Genomic DNA, 15,094 nt, shown 5'->3' on the forward strand with positions numbered 1-15,094 from the left:
TGGAAGATGTCGCAGAATAAAATTGCCAAAAAAGTACAAAATCTCCAGTCATCGGCAATCCGGGAATTATTGAAACACAGCAAAATGGACGGGGTTATTTCGCTTGGCGGCGGAATTCCTAATCCGGACCTTTTCGATCGTGAAGGGTTACAGATAGCGATGGATCAGGTGCTCTCCAGCGCCTGGAAAGAGGCGTTTCAGTACGGTCTGAGCGAAGGCAGCCCTGAACTGCGTGCGGCAATTTGCCAGTTGCTGGCGGAGCGGGCGATCGTCTGTGATGTTGACGATGTGGTGGTGACTTCTGGCTCTCAGCAATCTCTGGATATTCTGGCGCGTGCGCTGATCGATCCGGGCGACATTGTGGTCGTTGAACGGCCAACTTATCTCGCGGCACTGCAGGTGCTGCAGTTAGCAGAAGCAGATTTGCGCTCCGTGGGTACCGATGGCGACGGCATGATCATTGATGAACTGGAGGCGATGGTGAAGACCACCCCGGTGAAAGCCGTTTATATCGTGCCGACTTTCGGTAACCCTGGTGGGGTGACGCTGGCGGAGCATCGGCGTAAGCAACTGGTGGAATTATCGCAGCGCTACGATTTCGTCATTATTGAAGACGATCCGTATGGCGAAATTAACTTCACCGACAAAACGTTCACGCCGCTGAAAGCCTGGGCGGCGGAAAGCGGTAACAGTGACAACGTGATTTATACCTCCACGTTTTCAAAAATTCTCGCACCGGGCGCGAGAGTTGGCTGGTTAGTGGTCCCGGGCTGGTTGAAACGGCAGGTGGTGAATCTTAAGCAGGCAACCGATCTTCATACCAGCTCGTTATCGCAGTCGCTGACTTACCACTATCTGAACAGTGGCCGGCTGGCAGGGCAGATTGCGCTGATCCGCGAGGCGTATAAACACAAATGCCAGACCCTGTGTGAGCAGCTGGAAAGCGCGCTGGGCGACCATCTGACTTTCCATAAGCCGATGGGCGGCATGTTTTTGTGGGCCAGATTTAATTATCCAATGGACACCACACAGTGGCTGAAAAAGACGCTGGCGAACGGCGTGGTGTACGTTCCGGGGGAGTTCTTTTACTGCAACGATCCCGATCATGCCACGCTGCGTATGTCTTACGTCAGCGTTACGGATGAGAACCTGAAAGAGGCGGTTTTGCGGTTGAAGGCCTCACTGAATTAGTTGTTCTCGTTAGCCAGTCGGGGGCGGGGACAAGGGCGAAAATACATAGGTACGCGTTGTAAGAAGAGGAAGTGTAATAATGTCTAATCATAGTTTTGATAACCTGGTGTCCCCGGAAACCTATCTCTGCCATGGTCCTTTTGATCCTGAGGTGTTTGGCGGGGTGGTTAACCCACCGGTTTATCATGCCTCAACGGTGATTTTTAAAAACTGCAAAGAGCTCAGTGAACGCCATCAGGCGCTGTTTGAAGATGCAGAAGATGAGGTCATGTATTATGGCCGTTTCGGTACGCCCATCACATTTGCGGTGCAAAAAGCACTGGCGGAGCTGGAGGGGGGCTATCGCGCGTTATTAGTGCCGACGGGGCTGGCCGCCTGCACCAGTGCGTTGCTGGCGCTGGTGAAAAGTGGTGACCATATTCTGGTCAGCGGCAGCGTTTACGGGCCAACGCGCGGCTTTGTCAACAATGTGCTGGCGAAGATGGGCGTTTCCGCCACCTTTTTTGATCCCAATATTGGCGCGGGCATTGTCGATCTCTTCCAGCCAAATACTACCGTGGTGTTTACTGAATCACCGGGGTCGCAAACCTTCGATATTCAGGACATTCCGGCCATCACTCAGGTTGCCCACGCGCACAATGCAAAAGTGATCCTGGATAATACCTGGGCGACTCCGCTGTTTTTCAAACCCTTCGATCACGGCGTGGATGTCTCTGTCCATGCGGCCACCAAGTACATCGTCGGCCACTCAGATGCGCAGATGGGGCTGATCACGGCGAATGAAGAGACATGGCAGGCGATCCGTCGTTTTGTCTATCTGTTCGGTTTGCATGCCGCGCCAGACGATGTTTACCTGGCGCAACGCGGTCTGCGGACGATGTCACTTCGCCTTGAGCGGCACCAGGCCTCAGCATTGAAAATTGCTCAATGGTTTGCGGAGCGCGATGAGGTAGAACAGGTTCTGCATCCTGCGTTGCCTTCCTGCCCTGGCCATGAGATCTGGAAACGCGACTTTACCGGCTCCAGCGGACTGTTTAGCGTGGTACTGAAGCCCGGTTATTCCAAAGCCTCTGTCGAGAAGTTTATCGATAGCTTGCAGTATTTCGGTATCGGCTTCTCCTGGGGCGGTTTTGAAAGCCTGGCGATCCCGTTTAACCCGCGCAAAGACCGCCCTGAATATCACTGGCCGTATGCCGGGGAAGCGTTCCGTTTGCAGATTGGTCTGGAAGATCCAGTCGATTTGGTCAACGATCTTGCTCAGGCGTTACGCCACCTGCAGGCGTAACGGCATTTTCCAACGCCAGCCCGCGCTGGCGTTGAGCGGTTTTGGTATAATCACGCGATGAATGAATGCCCTGAATAACGGATATCGCAATGGATATACCAATAGACCTCAAACATTTACATACCCTGCTCACATTGCGTAAAACAGGCAGTCTGACCCGCGCAGCCGTTGCGTTACAACTGACGCAGTCGGCGCTGTCGCATCAGATTAAACAGCTGGAAGATCACTACGGCGTGACATTGTTCGTGCGTAAGTCTTCACCGGTGCAGTTCACCCAGGCCGGTGAGCGGTTGTTGCAGCTGGCCGAGTCAGTGCTTGCTGCACTGGTGGACGCCGATCGCGAACTGTATCAATTCGCCAGCGGTAAACAGGGTATCTTGCGGGTCACGCTGGAGTGCCACACCTGTTATAGCTGGTTATTGCCGGTGATGGATGCGTTCCGCAATAAGTGGCAGGAGGTCGAAATAGATATATTGCCCGGCTTTCAGGCTGATCCGCTGGGGTTGCTGCTGCAAAAGCGCGCGGATGTTGCCATCGTCGATGAAACAGAACCGACGGAGTGCGTCAGTTTTAGCCCGCTGTTCAAATATGAAATGGTGGCTGTGTTGCCCAATAATCATCCGTTAACGCACAAGCCTTGGCTGGAGGCGGAAGATTTTCGCGATGAGGTGTTGATTACCTACGCCGTGCCGGAAGAGCGCATTGACCTGTGCCGTAAGGTGCTCAAACCCGCCGGGGTGCCGTTCCGGCGAAAAACCACCGAGCTGACGATGGGCATTGTGCAACAAGTGGCCAGTCAGCGCGGGATTGCGGCACTGCCTGTGTGGGCCGTGGCGGAGTACCTGGATAAAAAATACGTGACGGCAAAATCCATTACCCGGCAGAAATTAATGTCTGAAATCTGGCTCGCATCGCTGACCGATACCAAAGAGAAAGATTACGTGCGTGACTTTACCCATTTTATTAAACAGCGTTGCCTGCGCATGTTGCCAGATATCGAAATATCGTAAGCCAGCATCGGGAATAAAGGAGAGGGGTTTTATGCGAACCCCTTAAGGGGCCGCTTTGTCTGACGCGAGCCGGCACCTGATTATGTTCATGAATTACTGAAAGGAGAAAAAATGAAATCCATTATTAACACTGCCTCCGCCCCGGCGGCCATTGGCCCTTATTCTCAGGGCGTGTCTTATGGCGACCTGGTTTTTACCTCAGGGCAACTGCCGCTGGATCCGGTAACGATGGCCTTCCCGGAAGGGGGCATTAAAGCGCAGACACGCCAGTCGTTGCTGAATGTGAAGGCCGTGCTGGAACAGTCTGGCGCCTCACTGGAGAGCGTACTGAAAACGACCTGTTTCCTGGCAAAGATGGAGGATTTTGCCGCTTTTAACGAAGTCTATGCCGAGTTCTTTGGTGCCGAAGGCGCACCGGCGCGCTCCTGCATTCAGGCCGGTAAATTACCGAAAGAGGCGCTGGTCGAAATCGAAGCCGTGGCGGTAATCAAAAAATAATGCCAGGGGCAGAGCAGAGCTGCAGACAAGACGTTCATGTTGTTTCTGCTGCTGCCCTTTTATTCATACTCACTTGCCGGATTAGGGATGAACACGCTTCGCGACAGGCTAAGAATAATATTGATTCCCCCGGTGTTGCTGGTGGCTTTTTTGCTGGTTGATGTGTTCATTAGCTGGCCTGCCATTGTCGATGTCCGCCATTTACTTAGCGGTGCCCCCTTATCATGGCTGGCCATGGGGATGGGGACGTTGAGTCTTTCTGTGGTAATAGCCAGTCTGCGGCAACTGGTACGCCAGCAGACAACGTTCAATGCACTTCAGTCCGATAAAACACAAACCTTAATTACTGACGGCTGCTACGCCTTATCCCGTAACCCGGTTTACCTCGGTTTTGTGGGTCTACAACTCAGTGCTGCATTGCTGCTCAGCACGCTTTCAGGTGTGCTGATCACCCCGCTTCTGATGGCGCTGCTCACCGTGTTGCATATTCAGGTCGAAGAAGTGCAGATGCAGCGGATCTTCGGGCATGAATGGGCGACGTACTGCAACAAAACCCGGCGCTGGTTATAACGCTTTCATCGCTGCAAGCCGCGCGGCTGGCGCTTCGCTGCCATACGATATTCCTATCGTGATCGGGATCCGTGTACTACGTTCAGTACTGTTGCTGTGACGTGGAGAACCGATGAAACCTTTACTCAGTTTAGTGTTAACCAGCTTCGTTCTGACGGGGTGTGGCGCAAATAACACGCCACCAAAAACGCCGGTACCTGGCGCTCAGACATCAGGTCAACTGCGCACCCTGGAAACGGGCGCGCAAATCATTCAGTCCCGTCCGCCTGTAGAGGCGATAAGTGCCTACCTTGACGGCTTCCATTTTTACAGTGGTGACAAGAATGGCCAGATGGAAGCTCACCATTACGTTACGGTCCTGAATGAGGATGTGATGCAGGCGGTGATCTATGATGGCAACACCCGGGATGCACGTCTGATGGGGGTGGAGTACATCATCAGCGAACGGCTGTTCAAGACCTTGCCACCGGAAGAGAAAAAGCTCTGGCACAGCCATCAGTATGAAGTGAAATCCGGCAGCCTTGTGGCACCCGGTTTACCGGCGCTGGCAGAAAAAGCGCTGATGGGCAAAATAGTCAACACCTACGGTAAAACCTGGCATACCTGGCATACCGATCGCGATAAAACGCTTCCGCTGGGGATCCCGGCGTTAATGATGGGCTTTACCGGGGAGGGGCAGCTTGATCCGGCGCTGCTGGCCGATCGTGACCGTCGGCTCAATATCAATACGCCTGCCATTAAACGTGAACGCGACGATCTGGTGGCGCACCCGGTGATGGCTGGCGCAAATGCCTGGCAGCGCGGTGATGTGATCCAGCTTAAACGCGTTCAGGGTTCTGGCGAGCATGCGCACGGTGACACGACACACTTTGGCACCGCTGAGACAAACGCGTCAGCCAATCCATAACGCCGGAGAAAAGCATGAACGTTCACCATCTTAACTGCGGCTGTATGTGCCCCTTTGGCGGCGCATTATATGACGGGTTCAGTAAAGGGCTGCATGCGCACCTGGCGTGCCACTGCCTGCTGGTTGAAACGGCTCAGGATGGCCTGGTGCTGGTGGATACCGGTTTCGGGCGGGACGATATTGATCACCCGGCGCAGCGGCTGTCTGGGTTTTTTCGGGCGCTGAATAACATCCAGCGGCGTGAAGGTCTGACGGCGCTGGCGCAGATTCAGACACTGGGGTTCAGGGCGGAGGATGTACGGCATATTGTGCTGACGCACCTGGATTTTGACCATGCGGGTGGCCTGACTGACTTCCCTCATGCCCGGATCCATGTGATGCAAAAAGAACTCGATACCGCCCGTACGCGGCAGCGCTGGCTGGACCGGGAACGCTACCGCCCGGCGCAGTGGGGCGGCACTTCCGCCTGGGTGGGGTATCAAACGCAAGGGGAGCGCTGGTTTGGTTTTGATGCGGTGACAGCGCTGCAGGGATTGCCGCCGGAAATCTTGCTGGTGCCGCTGGCAGGCCATACGCTCGGCCATGCGGGTATTGCTATCCAGCAACCACAGGGCTGGCTGCTGCATGGCGGCGATGCCTGGTTTTACCGGGGCGAGATGCAACCGACTGCTCCACGTTGTACCCCAGGGCTGCGTTTTTACCAGTGGATGATGGCGATGGATAATGGCGCGCGGCGGCATAATCAACAGCGGCTGCGGGCGTTGGCACAAACGCATGCGCATGACATCACGCTCTTTTGCAGCCACGATTTGCATCAATTCCAGGCCCTTGCGGGGACGGCCGGGCATAAACACACTACTCAGGCATGAGAAGGGAAAGGTAATGAATGATCTGCCCTCTGCGGCGTGGGCGATTCGCGCCGCGTCAGACGCGGATTTTATGGCGCTGCAGGCTGTGGAACGAGCCGCTTTCGCGACACTGAAAGCCGCAGGGGCGGTGGCGGGGCAACCTGTTGCCAGTTCCAGTGGCGATCTGCTGCGGTATCAACAAGCGGGCCTGTTATTTGCTGCCTTCGATAATACCGGAACCCCGAGGGGTTTTGCCGGGGGCTACATCGCACAGGGCTGGCTGCATATCGCGGAGATGGATGTCCACCCTGACTGGCAGCGGCAGGGTATCGGGCGGCAGTTGCTGGAAACCCTGTTGCACGCCGGGCGCGAGAAGAGATGCTATGGCGCAACGCTGACCACCGATCGGCTGGCCGCGTTTAATGCTCCTTTTTATGCCTCCCTGGGTTTCATGCCCGTGAGCAAATCGGTACGGCCCGGTCATCTTGATGCGATCCTGGCGGCAGAAATAACCGGTGGGCTTGATCCAGCCCGTCGTGTCGCGATGGTCTCCCGTTACGCCTAAAAAATATACTGGATATTTAAACAGGTGATTGTATACTAATGCAGCAAGTTACCTGTATCTGTATTAGTAAGGGGGAGACCCATGTTGATTCCTTTTGACACCCTCAGCGCGCAAATGCCGCAAGCCATGATGAGCAGCCGCGACATTGCGAAAATGACCGGCATTGCGCATACCGAAGTGAAGCGCATTGTAAAAAGCCTCGAAACGGCGCAGCGTCTCTCGCAGCCGGTGACCACGCATCCGTATGAGCGCGAAGGTGAGACGCGGCAGGAGTTTTTACTGAATAAAAGGGACTCTCTGCTTACGGTGTCGCGTCTTTCACCTGGCTTTACCGTAGAAATGCTGGATCGCTGGCAGGAACGTGAGAGAAGCATTAGCTTGCCCGATTTCACCAACCCGGCAGCAGCAGCGCGCGCCTGGGCAGAACAGTATGAAAAACGCCAGCATGCCGAGGAGCAACTGGCGCTGACGGCGCCAAAAGCGGCCTTTTTTGATGACTTTGTCCGGGTGGACGAATCGCTGGGATTTCGTCAGCTCTGTAAAATGTTAAAGGCGAAAGAACCGGAGTTTCGCCAGTTTTTATTAGAGCGCAATATCATGCACCGGGTGAACGGCGCCCTGATGCCACAGCAATATCACATTGATGCTGGCTTATTTACTCTGCATGGCGGGGTGGCAGAAAACAGCCGTAGCTGGTCGCAGGCCCGCTTCACCGCGCGCGGCGTAAAATGGGTGGCCGACCTGTGGGCCAAACATCGTTCTTCACAGCCTGTCGAGATACCGCGTGTCGCCCGCACGGAACCTGCCGCACCGGAGCAGGGCTGGCTTTAAACCGCCCACTGTTATGGCGCGAAGCGGGGAACGTTTGGCGCGCCTGCACCTCACCTGCAAAAGAATCCACGCCGCGGCGTGGATTCTTGTTTTTATCAGCCTGGTGGTTTGCCGGGAAACACAAAAGCCACAGCCGTAATGCAGCGGCTGCCGGATCGATTACACGCGGTCGATTTTTTTATTTATGAGAATGTCCACTCACGTTACGTGTGGATTGCACTGGCAATGCTCTGGCGCAACAGGGATCTGCATTACAGCAAAGGTAAGCCGCTATCTCGTTTGCTGGCGTGATGTCGGCATTGCAGAAGAGCCAATGCTGCGGCGCCATGCGCCGGGTGCTACGCCAAACTGACGCTTGAAGCTGCGATTAAAAGACTGCTGCGAGTCAAAGCCCAGCGCCATCGCTACGTTTAAAATCGGTTCATTGCTGTGTGTCAGTCGCTCGACCGATTTTTGCAGCTTTTGCGCGCGAATATATTCGCCGAGTGTATAGCCAGTCTGTTCTTTGAATATCCGCTGAAGGTGCCATTTTGAATAGCCTGCTCGCCTGGAAACCGTGCCAATGTCGAGACGGCTGTCAAGGTTGTTATCAATCCAGGCGAGTAAATCGTGAATAAATGCGCCGTTGTTCATTTTGTTTCCCCCACGCAGATTAGTAAAAAGCATCTTTGTCTGTTGCATTTAAAAGTGGCGCGTTTTTGCGTTAATTGCAAGTTTTATTGTTGCATTTAAATCCTCACCGGGACGGTCGCTTCGGCCCCGATCAAATAGCACATAAAGTGTATTAATTATTCTTGCACTAAATTTAGCGCCTCCCTACAATCGCCGCGATAGTGTATTCGTAACTGTTACAGTTTTGTGGCGATGAACGACACAAATGGCCTTAAGCCAACCCGGACAAAGGAAGTGGCGCAGCGTCTCCCGCTGCGTCTTGCCCGGCGGCTACTCATCAGCGGAATAAAAATAATGAGCCTGCAAAAACCTTGGGTTAACTTTCATTTGCATGCGTTGGGAGCCATGTTGCTCTCCGTACTGCTTGTCGGGTGCGATAACGGTGTCGCGCAAAACGCCGTGCCACAAGCTCCGGCCGTCAGCGCCGCGGACGTAGTCGTCAAATCCATCAGTCAGTGGGATAGCTTTAACGGGCGGATTGAAGCAGTGGAAAGTGTTCAGTTACGTCCCCGCGTCTCCGGCTACATTGATAAAGTGAATTACACCGACGGGCAGGAAGTGAAAAAGGGCGAGGTGCTGTTCACTATTGATGACAGGACCTATCGCGCCGCGCTGGAACAGGCGCAGGCGACGCTGGCGAGAGCCAAAACGCAAGCCAGCCTGGCGCAAAGTGAGGCTAACCGTACCGATAAATTAATCCATACCAACCTGGTATCTCGTGAAGAATGGGAACAACGCCGTTCCGCTGCCATTCAGGCACAAGCCGACATTCGCGCCGCGCAGGCAGCCGTTGACGCCGCACAACTTAACCTGGATTTCACCAAAGTGACCGCGCCTATTGATGGTCGCGCCAGCCGCGCGTTGATCACCAGCGGTAATCTGGTCACAGCGGGTGACAGCGCCAGCGTGCTGACCACGGTGGTATCGCAGAAGACGGTTTACGTCTACTTTGACGTGGACGAGTCGACCTATCTTCACTATCAAAACCTCGCGCGCAGTGGACATGGGGCGTCCAGTAATCACCTGGCGCTACCGGTTGAGATTGGCCTTGTTGGCGAGGAGGGCTACCCTCATCAGGGCAAAGTGGATTTTCTTGATAATCAGTTAACGCCGAGTACCGGTACGATCCGTATGCGTGCGCTGTTAGATAACGCGCAGCGTCAGTTCACACCTGGGCTCTTTGCCCGCGTTCGTCTGCCGGGTAGCGCTGAATTTAAAGCCACGCTTATCGACGACAAAGCGGTGCTGACCGATCAGGATCGCAAATATGTTTATATCGTTGATAAAGACGGTAAAGCGCAGCGCCGCGATATTACTCCGGGGCGGCTGGCCGCCGGTTTACGCATCGTGCAGCAGGGGCTGAACCCTGGCGATAAAGTCATTGTTGATGGTTTACAAAAAGTGTTTATGCCGGGGATGCCGGTTAACGCGAAAACCGTTGCCATGACGGCCAGCACCGCTCTCAACTGATCCCTTACCTGAGAATCCGACACATGGACTTTTCCCGCTTTTTTATCGACAGGCCGATTTTTGCCGCAGTGCTGTCGATCCTGATTTTTATCACAGGGTTAATCGCCATTCCGCTGTTGCCGGTCAGCGAATACCCTGACGTTGTACCGCCAAGCGTGCAGGTGCGTGCGGAGTATCCTGGCGCCAACCCGAAAGTGATTGCGGAGACAGTGGCGACGCCGCTGGAAGAAGCGATCAACGGCGTTGAAAACATGATGTACATGAAATCCGTCGCCGGATCCGATGGCGTACTGGTGACGACCGTAACGTTCCGTCCGGGTACCGACCCCGATCAGGCGCAGGTTCAAGTGCAAAACCGGGTATCCCAGGCTGAAGCCCGCCTGCCGGAAGATGTGCGGCGTTTGGGCATCACCACCCAGAAACAATCGCCGACGCTGACGCTGGTGGTGCATCTGTTTTCGCCCAATGGTAAGTACGATTCACTGTATATGCGTAACTACGCCACGCTGAAAGTGAAAGACGAGCTGGCGCGATTGCCTGGCGTTGGCCAGATACAGATTTTCGGTTCGGGCGAATACGCGATGCGCGTCTGGCTGGATCCAAACAAGGTAGCGGCTCGCGGGCTGACGGCCTCGGATGTGGTGACGGCGATGCAGGAGCAAAACGTGCAGGTTTCCGCCGGGCAACTTGGCGCAGAGCCGTTGCCAAAAGAGAGCGATTTCCTGATCTCAATTAACGCCCAGGGGCGTCTGCACACGGAAGAAGAGTTTGGCAATATCATTCTGAAAACGGCTCAAGATGGCTCGCTGGTGCGCCTGCGCGACGTGGCGCGTATAGAAATGGGTTCTGGCAGTTATGCGTTGCGTTCCCAGCTTAATAATAAAGACGCGGTCGGGATTGGTATATTCCAGTCCCCAGGGGCGAACGCTATCGATTTGTCTAACGCGGTGCGCGCCAAAATGAACGAGCTCTCCACCCGTTTCCCGGAAGATATGAAGTGGGCAGCACCTTACGATCCGACCGTTTTTGTTCGCGATTCCATTCGTGCGGTCGTGCAAACGCTGCTGGAAGCGGTGGTGCTGGTCGTCCTGGTGGTGATTCTGTTTCTGCAAACCTGGCGCGCGTCGATTATTCCGCTGATCGCGGTGCCGGTGTCGGTCGTGGGAACGTTCAGTATTCTCTATCTGCTGGGCTTTTCGCTTAATACCCTGAGTTTGTTCGGGCTGGTGCTGGCTATCGGCATCGTCGTGGATGACGCCATCGTGGTGGTGGAAAACGTTGAGCGCAATATCGAAGAGGGGCTTGCTCCGCTTCAGGCAGCGCACCAGGCGATGCGTGAGGTTTCCGGGCCGATTATCGCGATTGCGCTGGTACTGTGTGCGGTGTTCGTGCCGATGGCGTTTCTCTCCGGGGTCACCGGTCAGTTTTATAAGCAGTTTGCGGTGACGATCGCGATTTCAACGGTGATCTCCGCCATCAACTCGCTGACGCTCTCTCCGGCGCTGGCAGCCATGCTATTAAAACCGCACGGCGCGCCGAAAGACTTCCCGACCAGGCTTATCGATCGTCTTTTCGGTTGGATCTTCCGTCCGTTTAACCGCTTTTTCCACCGAAGCTCGAACCGCTACCAGGGACTGGTTGGTAAAACGCTCGGCCGGCGTGGCGCGGTATTTGTTGTTTATTTGCTACTGCTGTGTGCCGCTGGCGTCATGTTCAAAGCCGTACCCGGCGGGTTTATTCCCACCCAGGACAAGCTCTACTTAATCGGCGGCGTGAAAATGCCGGAAGGTTCTTCGCTGGCACGCACCGATGCGGTGATCCGCAAAATGAGCGAAATCGGGATGAATACCGAAGGGGTGGATTATGCTGTCGCCTTTCCTGGGCTGAATGCGCTGCAGTTTACCAATACGCCGAATACGGGAACGGTCTTTTTTGGCCTGAAACCGTTCGATCAGCGTAAACATTCGGCGGCGGAAATTAACGCCGAGATCAACGCTAAAATCGCACAAATCCAGCAGGGCTTCGGTTTCTCCATTTTGCCACCGCCGATTTTAGGGCTGGGGCAGGGGTCGGGTTATTCGCTGTACATCCAGGATCGCGGCGGTCTGGGTTATGGCGCGCTGCAAAACGCGGTGAACACGATGTCTGGCGCGATTATGCAGACGCCGGGGATGCATTTCCCCATCTCAACCTACCAGGCTAACGTTCCGCAACTGGATGTGCAGGTCGATCGTGATAAGGCAAAAGCGCAGGGCGTGTCGCTGACCGATCTCTACGCAACGCTGCAAACCTACCTGGGATCGTCTTATGTGAACGATTTTAACCAGTTCGGACGCACCTGGCGGGTGATGGCGCAGGCCGACGGGCCGTTCCGCGACAGTGTGGAAGATATTGCTAATTTGCGCACCCGTAACAGCCAGGGGGAAATGGTGCCGATTGGCAGTATGGTGAATATCACCACCTCGTACGGGCCGGATCCGGTCATTCGTTACAACGGTTACCCGGCGGCGGACCTGATTGGCGATGCCGATCCACGCGTACTCTCTTCCTCTCAGGCGATGACCCAACTGGATGCGATGTCTAAGCAAATATTACCGAATGGGATGAATATTGAATGGACGGATCTGAGCTTCCAGCAAGCCACGCAAGGCAATACGGCGCTGATTGTTTTCCCGGTCGCGGTTCTGCTGGCCTTCCTGGTGCTTGCGGCGCTATATGAAAGCTGGACCCTGCCGCTGGCGGTGATCCTCATTGTTCCGATGACGATGCTGTCCGCTCTGTTTGGTGTTTGGCTCACTGGTGGCGATAACAACGTGTTTGTGCAGGTTGGCCTGGTCGTACTCATGGGGCTGGCCTGTAAAAACGCGATTCTTATTGTTGAGTTTGCCCGCGAGCTGGAAATGCAGGGGAAAGGGATCATGGAAGCGGCGCTGGAAGCGTGCCACCTGCGTTTACGCCCGATTGTTATGACCTCCATTGCCTTTATTGCCGGGACGATTCCATTGATCCTCGGCCACGGCGCGGGTGCAGAAGTGCGCGGCGTCACCGGGATCACGGTGTTTTCCGGTATGCTGGGTGTAACGCTATTTGGTTTGTTCCTGACACCGGTATTTTACGTTACGCTGCGTAAATTCGTTATGCGCGGTAAACCGGCAAGGGAAGTTTTGCCTGCGTAGCAGGTTGCAGATAATAAAAAACCGCCTTCATGTTAAGGCGGTTTTTTTAGCGTAAAAAAATGATTAATCGCTTTTTTTATCCGAAGTATCCATTTCAGGCACCGGATCGCACCCACTGGTATCCGCTTTTTTGACCTTTTCCAGCGCGCTGGCCACCGTATGGCGAGCTAATACCTCTAACGAAGCCTGCTCCGCTTCATCGGCGATAGATTTGAAATACCAGCAGGCGTTGGCGCTGACCACGCAGCGAGCCGGTATGTCGGGGCGCGACGCCCAGAGCTTTTTATCTTCTATCACGGAAACGTAGATATCTCGCAGCGTAATCTCGTCGGCAGGACGACCAAGGTGAATCGATCCGTTACGACCCAGCGTGGAAACGATAATGCCGTCACGCGTGAGCGGAACCATTAATTTGCGGATAAAGCTCGGATTTGCCTCCAGCCCGTAGGCCAGAATTGCACTTGTCGAACGTTCACCCAATTGCTCCGCCATCGCTACGCTGAGAACCATCTGCAAAGCTGTCGGGAAGCGGTAATCTAACATTTTATCGTCCTGGGTTGCGGTGAATCTTGTTCTTTTTGGCACCGCAGAGGTGAATAATCAGTGAGCAACAATATAACAAATACAGTGGTTTTTTTGAAGCCGCCTGCGAATGACCTGACACGTAAACAAGAGTTTCCGGCGAACGGCAGGGCATTGAAAAAGAGTAATCCGCGCTGCGTATTTTGTCCGGTTTAATTCCGTTGTCAGACTCACCGTGGATTGCGCGTTTACGCTGACTGTGAAACATGATGAAAACAAAAATCCACGCAAATGCGTGGATTTTGTAAGGTTTGTTGCACCGCAAGAGATTTAATGCAATCTCATGCGGGAACATGTCAGACGTTGAACAGGAAGTTCATCACATCGCCATCTTTGACGATGTAATCTTTCCCTTCGGCACGCATCTTGCCGGCTTCTTTCGCACCTTGCTCACCTTTGTAGGCAATGAAGTCTTCATAGGCGATTGTCTGGGCGCGGATAAAGCCTTTTTCAAAGTCGGTATGGATTTTGCCTGCTGCCTGCGGTGCAGTCGCCCCGACCGGGATAGTCCAGGCACGTACTTCTTTCACCCCTGCGGTGAAGTAAGTTTGCAGGTTCAGCAACTGATAGCCCGCGCGGATCACCCGGTTCAGCCCTGGCTCTTCCAGACCCAGCTCAGCCATAAACTCATCGCGGTCGGCATCGTCCAGTTCGGCAATATCAGATTCAACTGCGGCGCACACCGCAACCACCACGGAACCCTCTTTGGCGGCGATGTCACGCACGGTGTCCAGGTACGGGTTGTTTTCAAAACCATCTTCATTGACGTTAGCAATGTACATGGTGGGTTTCAGGGTCAGGAAACTCAGGTAGCGGATCGCTGCTTTGTCTTCTTCCGTCAAATTCAGAGAACGCAACATGCCAGCGTTTTCCAGATGCGGCAGACATTTTTCCAGCGCGGTCAGTTCAGCTTTGGCATCTTTATCACCGCCTTTGGCTTTTTTGGCGACACGGTGAATGGCACGCTCGCAGGTATCAAGGTCAGACAACGCCAGCTCGGTATTGATAACGTCAATGTCTTCCGCCGGATCAACTTTGTTGTTCACGTGAATGATGTTGTCATTTTCAAAACAGCGCACAACGTGGCCAATCGCTTCGGTTTCGCGGATGTTGGTCAGGAACTGATTACCCAGACCTTCACCTTTCGACGCGCCTTTTACCAGACCGGCGATGTCCACAAATTCCATGGTGGTCGGCAGAATACGCTGCGGCTTCACGATTTCCGCCAGCTTGTCCAGACGCGGATCGGGCATCGGTACGACACCGGTGTTCGGCTCAATAGTACAGAACGGGAAGTTAGCCGCTTCAATACCGGCTTTGGTGAGCGCATTGAACAGGGTGGATTTACCTACGTTGGGCAAGCCAACGATACCGCATTTGAATCCCATGATGTAATTACCTTAATCTCTTGATATTCAACCCGTTTTTGGAAACGGATTGCAGAAAAGTGAAAAACTTTGCCTATTATACACGTAACCTTCGTTACGCG

The 15,094-nt window shown here is 54.3% G+C and carries 14 protein-coding genes; 11 read left to right on the forward strand and 3 right to left on the reverse strand.

From position 1 onward, the window contains the following. The first annotated feature begins 6 nt into the window (after positions 1-6). The 9 genes from ACUY4S_RS10940 (at position 7) to ACUY4S_RS10980 (ending at position 7,705) form a co-directional block, all read left to right on the forward strand. Positions 7-1,191, forward strand: coding sequence for an aminotransferase-like domain-containing protein (locus tag ACUY4S_RS10940; RefSeq protein WP_458021867.1), 1,185 nt, complete (start codon positions 7-9; stop codon positions 1,189-1,191). Positions 1,192-1,270: 79 nt separating this feature from the next. Beyond that, positions 1,271-2,476 carry a cystathionine beta-lyase gene (metC, locus tag ACUY4S_RS10945; protein WP_312689424.1) on the forward strand — a complete coding sequence of 402 codons (1,206 nt, stop codon included), beginning with the start codon at positions 1,271-1,273 and terminating at the stop codon, positions 2,474-2,476. An 89-nt stretch (positions 2,477-2,565) separates the two neighbouring features. Next, positions 2,566-3,486, forward strand: coding sequence for a LysR family transcriptional regulator (locus tag ACUY4S_RS10950; RefSeq protein WP_458021866.1), 921 nt, complete (start codon positions 2,566-2,568; stop codon positions 3,484-3,486). A gap of 111 nt (positions 3,487-3,597) precedes the next feature. Beyond that, on the forward strand, positions 3,598-3,984 hold the full coding sequence (locus ACUY4S_RS10955; RefSeq protein WP_312689426.1) for a RidA family protein: 387 nt from the start codon (positions 3,598-3,600) through the stop codon (positions 3,982-3,984). Positions 3,985-4,071: 87 nt separating this feature from the next. After that, on the forward strand, positions 4,072-4,554 hold the full coding sequence (locus ACUY4S_RS10960) for a methyltransferase family protein (RefSeq protein ID WP_458021865.1): 483 nt from the start codon (positions 4,072-4,074) through the stop codon (positions 4,552-4,554). Between the two features lie 112 nt (positions 4,555-4,666). After that, positions 4,667-5,461 carry an OBAP family protein gene (locus ACUY4S_RS10965; protein ID WP_312689429.1) on the forward strand — a complete coding sequence of 265 codons (795 nt, stop codon included), beginning with the start codon at positions 4,667-4,669 and terminating at the stop codon, positions 5,459-5,461. A 14-nt stretch (positions 5,462-5,475) separates the two neighbouring features. Beyond that, a complete protein-coding gene (locus tag ACUY4S_RS10970) occupies positions 5,476-6,330 on the forward strand; it encodes an MBL fold metallo-hydrolase (RefSeq protein WP_312689431.1) in 855 nt (284 codons plus the stop codon). Positions 6,331-6,343: 13 nt separating this feature from the next. Beyond that, positions 6,344-6,874, forward strand: a complete 531-nt coding sequence (locus ACUY4S_RS10975; protein ID WP_458021864.1) for a GNAT family N-acetyltransferase — start codon at positions 6,344-6,346, stop codon at positions 6,872-6,874. A gap of 81 nt (positions 6,875-6,955) precedes the next feature. Next, entirely contained in the window at positions 6,956-7,705 is a 750-nt protein-coding gene (locus tag ACUY4S_RS10980; protein WP_458021863.1) for a phage antirepressor KilAC domain-containing protein, read from the forward strand. A 270-nt stretch (positions 7,706-7,975) separates the two neighbouring features. Here ACUY4S_RS10980 and ACUY4S_RS10985 read toward each other — a convergent pair whose 3' ends face one another. Further along, positions 7,976-8,338 carry a helix-turn-helix domain-containing protein gene (locus ACUY4S_RS10985; protein ID WP_312689437.1) on the reverse strand — a complete coding sequence of 121 codons (363 nt, stop codon included), beginning with the start codon at positions 8,336-8,338 and terminating at the stop codon, positions 7,976-7,978. A 333-nt stretch (positions 8,339-8,671) separates the two neighbouring features. On the opposite strand from ACUY4S_RS10985, the gene oqxA reads away from it, so the two are divergent. Together oqxA and oqxB are read left to right on the forward strand one after the other, a co-directional pair. After that, the gene (oqxA, locus tag ACUY4S_RS10990) at positions 8,672-9,847 is read left to right on the forward strand and encodes a multidrug efflux RND transporter periplasmic adaptor subunit OqxA (protein WP_312689438.1); all 1,176 of its coding nucleotides are present in this window, start codon (positions 8,672-8,674) and stop codon (positions 9,845-9,847) included. Positions 9,848-9,870: 23 nt separating this feature from the next. Then, positions 9,871-13,023, forward strand: a complete 3,153-nt coding sequence (gene oqxB / locus ACUY4S_RS10995; protein ID WP_458021862.1) for a multidrug efflux RND transporter permease subunit OqxB — start codon at positions 9,871-9,873, stop codon at positions 13,021-13,023. Positions 13,024-13,086: 63 nt separating this feature from the next. Here the strand turns inward: oqxB and oqxR are convergent, their stop codons facing one another. Then, the gene (gene oqxR / locus ACUY4S_RS11000) at positions 13,087-13,566 is read right to left on the reverse strand and encodes an efflux pump transcriptional repressor OqxR (RefSeq protein WP_312689441.1); all 480 of its coding nucleotides are present in this window, start codon (positions 13,564-13,566) and stop codon (positions 13,087-13,089) included. 335 nt (positions 13,567-13,901) lie between these two features. After that, the gene (gene ychF / locus ACUY4S_RS11005) at positions 13,902-14,993 is read right to left on the reverse strand and encodes a redox-regulated ATPase YchF (RefSeq protein WP_312689442.1); all 1,092 of its coding nucleotides are present in this window, start codon (positions 14,991-14,993) and stop codon (positions 13,902-13,904) included. Positions 14,994-15,094: the final 101 nt, after the last annotated feature.

This window comes from Kosakonia beeri, from assembly GCF_054165705.1.

What these genes read in the sequence shown, in the direction of transcription:
- ACUY4S_RS10940 (WP_458021867.1), top strand. Translation starts at nt 7, where the DNA reads ATGTCGCAGAATAAAATTGCCAAAAAAGTACAAAATCTCCAGTCATCG.
- metC (WP_312689424.1), top strand. Translation starts at nt 1,271, where the DNA reads ATGTCTAATCATAGTTTTGATAACCTGGTGTCCCCGGAAACCTATCTC.
- ACUY4S_RS10950 (WP_458021866.1), top strand. Translation starts at nt 2,566, where the DNA reads ATGGATATACCAATAGACCTCAAACATTTACATACCCTGCTCACATTG.
- ACUY4S_RS10955 (WP_312689426.1), top strand. Translation starts at nt 3,598, where the DNA reads ATGAAATCCATTATTAACACTGCCTCCGCCCCGGCGGCCATTGGCCCT.
- ACUY4S_RS10960 (WP_458021865.1), top strand. Translation starts at nt 4,072, where the DNA reads ATGAACACGCTTCGCGACAGGCTAAGAATAATATTGATTCCCCCGGTG.
- ACUY4S_RS10965 (WP_312689429.1), top strand. Translation starts at nt 4,667, where the DNA reads ATGAAACCTTTACTCAGTTTAGTGTTAACCAGCTTCGTTCTGACGGGG.
- ACUY4S_RS10970 (WP_312689431.1), top strand. Translation starts at nt 5,476, where the DNA reads ATGAACGTTCACCATCTTAACTGCGGCTGTATGTGCCCCTTTGGCGGC.
- ACUY4S_RS10975 (WP_458021864.1), top strand. Translation starts at nt 6,344, where the DNA reads ATGAATGATCTGCCCTCTGCGGCGTGGGCGATTCGCGCCGCGTCAGAC.
- ACUY4S_RS10980 (WP_458021863.1), top strand. Translation starts at nt 6,956, where the DNA reads ATGTTGATTCCTTTTGACACCCTCAGCGCGCAAATGCCGCAAGCCATG.
- ACUY4S_RS10985 (WP_312689437.1), bottom strand. Translation starts at nt 8,338, where the DNA reads ATGAACAACGGCGCATTTATTCACGATTTACTCGCCTGGATTGATAAC.
- oqxA (WP_312689438.1), top strand. Translation starts at nt 8,672, where the DNA reads ATGAGCCTGCAAAAACCTTGGGTTAACTTTCATTTGCATGCGTTGGGA.
- oqxB (WP_458021862.1), top strand. Translation starts at nt 9,871, where the DNA reads ATGGACTTTTCCCGCTTTTTTATCGACAGGCCGATTTTTGCCGCAGTG.
- oqxR (WP_312689441.1), bottom strand. Translation starts at nt 13,566, where the DNA reads ATGTTAGATTACCGCTTCCCGACAGCTTTGCAGATGGTTCTCAGCGTA.
- ychF (WP_312689442.1), bottom strand. Translation starts at nt 14,993, where the DNA reads ATGGGATTCAAATGCGGTATCGTTGGCTTGCCCAACGTAGGTAAATCC.